Origin of the sequence: Lentzea aerocolonigenes (genome assembly GCF_000955955.1) — a bacterium.
Lineage (GTDB): Bacteria > Actinomycetota > Actinomycetes > Mycobacteriales > Pseudonocardiaceae > Lentzea > Lentzea aerocolonigenes_A.
Genome location: NZ_JYJG01000587.1, coordinates 1 through 5,512, shown reverse-complemented (window position 1 = coordinate 5,512; position 5,512 = coordinate 1). Strand labels below are relative to the sequence as shown.

Sequence of the window (5,512 nt, the reverse complement as noted above, 5' to 3'; positions counted from 1 at the left end):
CCGGCCAGTCGGGATCGATTCCGCTGGGTGGAGCTGTGCCGCTGGGCGGAGCCGTGCCGCTCGTGGTGTCGGCGAAGTCACCGGCCTCGCTGAAGGCTCGCATCGAACAGGTGCGCGCGCTCGAAGGCAAGGCGGAGGACATCGGGTTCTCGTTGCTGACGACGCGGTCGGTGTTTGATCACCGTGCGGTGCTCATGGGCGACGAAGTGGTTCAGGGGGTGGCGCAAGAGAGTGCGCCGGTGTTCGTCTTCCCCGGCCAGGGGTCGCAGTGGCACGGCATGGCGGTCGAGCTGCTGGACGAGGACGAGACGTTCGCGCACTGGGTTCGTGAATGCGACGCGGCGATCGGGAAGCTGGTCGACTGGTCGGTGATCGATGTGCTGCGGGGCGACGCGGCGCTGCTCGAGCGCATCGAGGTGCTGCAGCCGACGTTGTTCGCGGTGATGGTGTCGCTGGCGCAGACGTGGCGGAAGAACGGGGTCGAGCCGGCCGCGGTGGTCGGCCACTCGCAGGGTGAGATCGCCGCGGCATACGTCGCCGGTGCGCTCAGCCTGGACGAGGCCGCCAGGATCGTGGTGCTGCGATCCCGGCTGTTCGCGGACGAGCTGGTCGGGAACGGTGCCGTCGCAAGCGTCGCGCTGCCCGTCGAGGAAGCGCGGCAGCTGATCGAGCAGTGGCCGGTGTTGTCGATCGCGGGCATCAACAGCCCGGACGCCTGCACGGTCGCCGGGGCGCTGCAGGAGCTCGACGAGTTCGTGGAACTCTGCCAGGCCAGGGAGATCCGGGCGCGCGTGGTGGCGTCGACAGTGGCGTCGCACGGGCCGCAGGTCGAGCCGCTCCGCGAGAAGCTCATGGCCCTGCTCGGCACGATCACGCCGCGCACCAGCGACATCGCGTTCTACTCGACGGTCAAGGCCGAGCGCATCGACACGTCGAGCCTCGACGCCGGCTACTGGTACGAGAACGCGCGCAAGCCCATCGAGTTCGTCGCGGTCACGCGGAAGCTGATCGAGGACGGCTACCGGGTGTTCGTCGAGTCGAGCCCGCATCCGGTGCTGACGATGCCGGCGCAGGCCACGGCTGAGGCGCAGGGCGTTGAGCTGGTCACGGTCGGCTCGCTCCGGCGCGACCAGGGCAACAGCCGGCGGTTCACGACGAGCCTCGCCGAGGCGTGGGTCGCGGGACTCGACGTCCAGTGGCGGTACCCCGGCGGCCGGAAGATCGATCTGCCGACGTATCCGTTCAGCCGCAGCAGGTTCTGGCCGAAGGCAGGCGCCAAGGCGGTCAACGCCGAGGACGGCGCGTTCTGGCGGCTCGTCGAGAACGGCGACCTCACCGAGGCGCTGGGCGTCGACGCGGAGAACGTCGTTCCGGCACTGAGGGAATGGCGTGCGAGGCAACAGACCCAGTCCACTGTGGATGGCTGGCGGTACCGCGACTCGTGGCAGCTCCTGCGCGGGGTTCAGGCGACCGGCATCAACGGAACCTGGCTCGCGGCGGTCCCAGAGCACACAGACGAATGGCACGAAGCGGTGCTGCGCACGTTCGGCAGCGACGTTGTCAAGATCACCGTGCACAAGAACGCCGAACGTGCGCTGCTCGCCACCGAGCTGATCGGCATCGAGCCGGTGGGCGTGATCTCGTTGCTGGCCACGGAGAACACACCGCACGAGGAGTTCACGTCGACGCCACAAGGCCTCGCGTTGAACGTGTTGCTGCTCCAGGCACTCGGCGACGTCGGCAGCACCGCGCCGTTCTGGGCGGTCACCAAGCAGGCGATCTCGACCGGGCCGACCGACGAGGTGCGCAACCCCGAGCAGGTCGCGTTGTGGGGCCTCGGCAGGGTGGCCGCGCTCGACCTGCCGCGCCGCTGGGGTGGCCTGGTCGACCTGCCGGAGATCATCGACGGGCAGATCGAGCAGGGGCTGGTCGCCGCGATCACCAATGGCGGCGGCGAGGACCAGCTCGCGGTCCGCGACACCGGTGTCCACGGGCGCAGGCTCGTCCCGGCCCAGCGCGCGCCGCAGTCCACCGAGTGGAACCCGCGCGGCACTGTCCTGATCACCGGCGGAACCGGAGCGTTGGGCGGCCACGTCGCCCGCTGGGTGGCGAGCCGCGGCGCCGAGCACGTGCTGCTCACCAGCCGCCGGGGTGATCAGGCACCGGGAGCACAAGAGCTCAAGGCAGAACTCGAAGCGCTTGGAGCCCGCGTCACCATCGCGGCCTGCGACGCGTCGGATCGCGCCAGTCTGAAGTCGGTGATCGACGCGGTACCCGACATCACGGCCGTCGTGCACGCGGCCGGCATCGTGGAGGGCAACGCGCCGACCGACGCGCTCGGCATCGACCAGCTGGACCGGCTGCTCAAGGCCAAGATGACGAGTGCGTGGCTGCTGCACGAGCTGACGAGCGACCTGGACGCGTTCATCCTGTTCTCGTCCGGCGCGGCGAGCTGGGGCAGCGGCGCCCAACCCGCGTACGCCGCCTCCAACGCCTACCTCGACGGCCTCGCGCACTTCCGCCGCGCACAGGGGTTGACAGCCACCTCGATCGCCTGGGGCGCTTGGGCCGACTCCGGAATGGCGTCGGAGAACGAGGAAGGCGCCGAACAGCTGCGCCGCCGAGGCGTCCACACGATGAAACCGGACCTCGCGATCACGGCGTTGCAGCAGGCGGTCGAGGACGGCCACACGTCACTGACGATCACCAACATGGACTGGGAGAAGTTCGCGCCGAGCTTCACCGCGTCCAGGCCGAGCCCGCTGCTGATGGGCATCCCGTCCGTCCAGAAAGCCTTGGAAGAGCCGGAGACGACCGACTCAGGGCTCAAGGAGCGGCTACTGGCGTTGCCCGAGGCCGAACGCACCAGGACGTTGCTCGACCTCGTCCGCACGGAGGCCGCGGCGACTCTGGGCTTCGAGAGCGCGGAGGCGTTCGGGCCGTCCAGGGCGTTCCGCGACGTCGGCTTCGACTCGGTGACCGCCGTGGACCTGCGCAACCGGCTCAAGGCCGTCACGGGCGTGGCGTTGCCCGCGACGCTGGTGTTCGACTACCCGACACCCGCCGCGCTGGCCCAGTTCATCCGCACCGAGCTCCTCGGCGACGTCGCGGCCGCCAACGACCCCGAGGCGCACATCCGGGAGACGCTCGCGTCCATCCCGGTCAGCCGCCTGCGCCAGGCCGGTCTGCTCGACCTCGTCCTGCAACTTGCCCAGGAGAGTGGGGAAAACAACAGCGCTCCGGATGTTGTGCTTGCAGCCGAGGCGGAATCGATCGACGACATGGACGGCGAAGCCCTCCTGCGTCTGGCGATCGGGGACGCCATGAACTAGCGGGCGATCCGAGAAGGAAGCGCGATGACCACCTCTGCTAACCAGTACGTCGAGGCTCTGCGGTCGTCACTGAAGGAGATCGACCGGCTGCGCAAGCAGAACCAGCGGCTGATCGCGGCAGCGGTGGAACCGATCGCGATCGTGGGCATCGGCTGCCGGTACCCCGGCGGGGTCGCCTCGCCGGAGGACCTCTGGCAGGTCGTCGCCGAAGGCAGGGACGTGATCGGCGGGTTCCCGGCCGATCGCGGGTGGGACGTTTCCGAGCTCGACTCCGCCACGATCGAAGGCGGCTTCCTCGAAGACCCGGCGTCGTTCGACTCCGGGTTCTTCGGCATCTCGCCCCGGGAAGCCGTCGTGATGGACCCGCAGCAGCGCCTGCTTCTCGAAACCGCCTGGGAGGCACTGGAACGCGCCGGGGTCAACGCGCAGTCGTTGCGCGGAACTCGTACGGGCGTGTTCATGGGCACCACCTCGCAGGACTACGCCGACCTGCTCTCGCGCTCGGGCGAGGACGTCGGCCTCTACGCGACGACCGCGTTCGCCGCTTCCGTGCTGTCCGGCCGCATCTCCTACCTCCTCGGCCTCGAAGGCCCCGCGGTCACCGTCGACACCGCGTGCTCGTCTTCTTTGGTGGCGTTGCACCTCGCCTCTTCCGCTCTGCGTGCCGGTGAGTGCGATCTGGCGCTGGCCGGTGGTGTCGCGGTCATGACGACGCCCGCCGGGTTCGCCGCCTTCACCTCGCAGGGCGGGCTCGCCGGAAACGGGCGCTGCAAGGCGTTCTCCGACGACGCCGACGGCACCGGCTGGTCCGAGGGCGTCGGTGTGCTGGTGTTGAAGAGGTTGTCGGACGCCCAGCGCGCCGGCGACAAGATCCTCGCTGTCGTCCGTGGTTCCGCGGTCAACCAGGACGGCGCTTCCAACGGCCTGACCGCGCCGAACGGGCCGTCGCAGCAGCGTGTCATCCGGCAGGCTTTGGAGAACGGCGGCCTCGCTCCGTCCGATGTGGATGCTGTTGAAGCGCACGGCACGGGTACAACTCTCGGTGACCCCATTGAGGCGCAGGCGATCCTCTCGGTCTACGGACAGGACCGCGCCGAGCCGCTCTACCTCGGGTCGGTGAAGTCGAACATCGGTCACCCCCAGGGTGCTGCGGGTGTCGCGGGTGTGATCAAGGTAGTCATGGCGCTGCGGAACGGGTTGCTGCCCAAGACCCTGCACCTCGGCACGCCCTCCACCCAGGTCGACTGGACTCGCGGCAACGTGTCACTGCTGCACGAGGCGCGGCCGTGGCCGTCCGTCGACCGTCCGCTGCGCGCTGGCGTTTCCGCGTTCGGTGTCTCGGGCACGAATGCGCACGTGATCCTCGAGCAGGCGCCGCCCGTCGTTGTTGAAAGCTCTGTTGCCGCTGCTCCTGTTGTGCTGCCGTGGGTTCTGTCCGCGCGCACTCCGGCGGCGTTGGAGGAGCAGCGGGTTCGGCTGCAGTCGGTCGTGGATGCCCTGTCGCCGCTGGACATCGCGTTCACGCTGGCGACCGCGCGTGCGTCGTTCGAGCAGCGCGCGGTGGTGCTGCCGGACGGGACGGAGCTCGCGCGCGGGGTCGCGGTCGAGGAGCACACACTCGCGTTCCTGTTCTCCGGTCAGGGATCGCAGCGGCTCGGGATGGGACGTGAGCTGCACGCCCGCTTCCCGGTGTTCGCCACCGCTTTCGACGCGGCGCTCGCGCACCTCGACCCGGCACTGCGCTCGGTGATGTGGGGCGAGGACGCCGCCGCGCTGGAGCAGACCCGGTACACGCAGCCCGCGTTGTTCGCCTTCGAGGTGGCGATGTACCGGCTGCTGGAGTCGTTCGGGCTGGTGCCGGAACAGGTGGCGGGGCACTCCATCGGCGAGATCGCGGCCGCGCACGTGGCTGGGGTGTTCTCGCTCGAGGACGCCTGCGCGCTGGTGACCGCGCGGGCCTCGCTCATGCAGGCGTTGCCGTCCGGTGGTGTCATGTTCGCGCTGGAGGCCACCGAGGACGAGGTCCTGCCGCACCTCACCGGCGGCGTGTCCATCGCCGCCGTCAACGGTCCGCGCTCGGTCGTCATCGCCGGTGTTGAACAAGAGACTCGTCGGATTGTTGAACAATTCGACGATCGCAAGACGAAGCAGCTCAAGGTGTCGCACGCGTTCCACTCGCC

At 69.4% G+C, this 5,512-nt stretch carries 2 protein-coding genes; both read left to right on the top strand.

The features are described 5' to 3' along the window. Positions 1–3,332: SDR family NAD(P)-dependent oxidoreductase (locus UK23_RS47610; protein WP_045318483.1), on the top strand; the 3,332-nt coding region annotated here is incomplete at its 5' end. Positions 3,333–3,356: 24 nt separating this feature from the next. Continuing rightward, the coding region (locus UK23_RS47605) for a type I polyketide synthase (RefSeq protein WP_045318482.1) at positions 3,357–5,512 on the top strand (2,156 nt) is incomplete at its 3' end.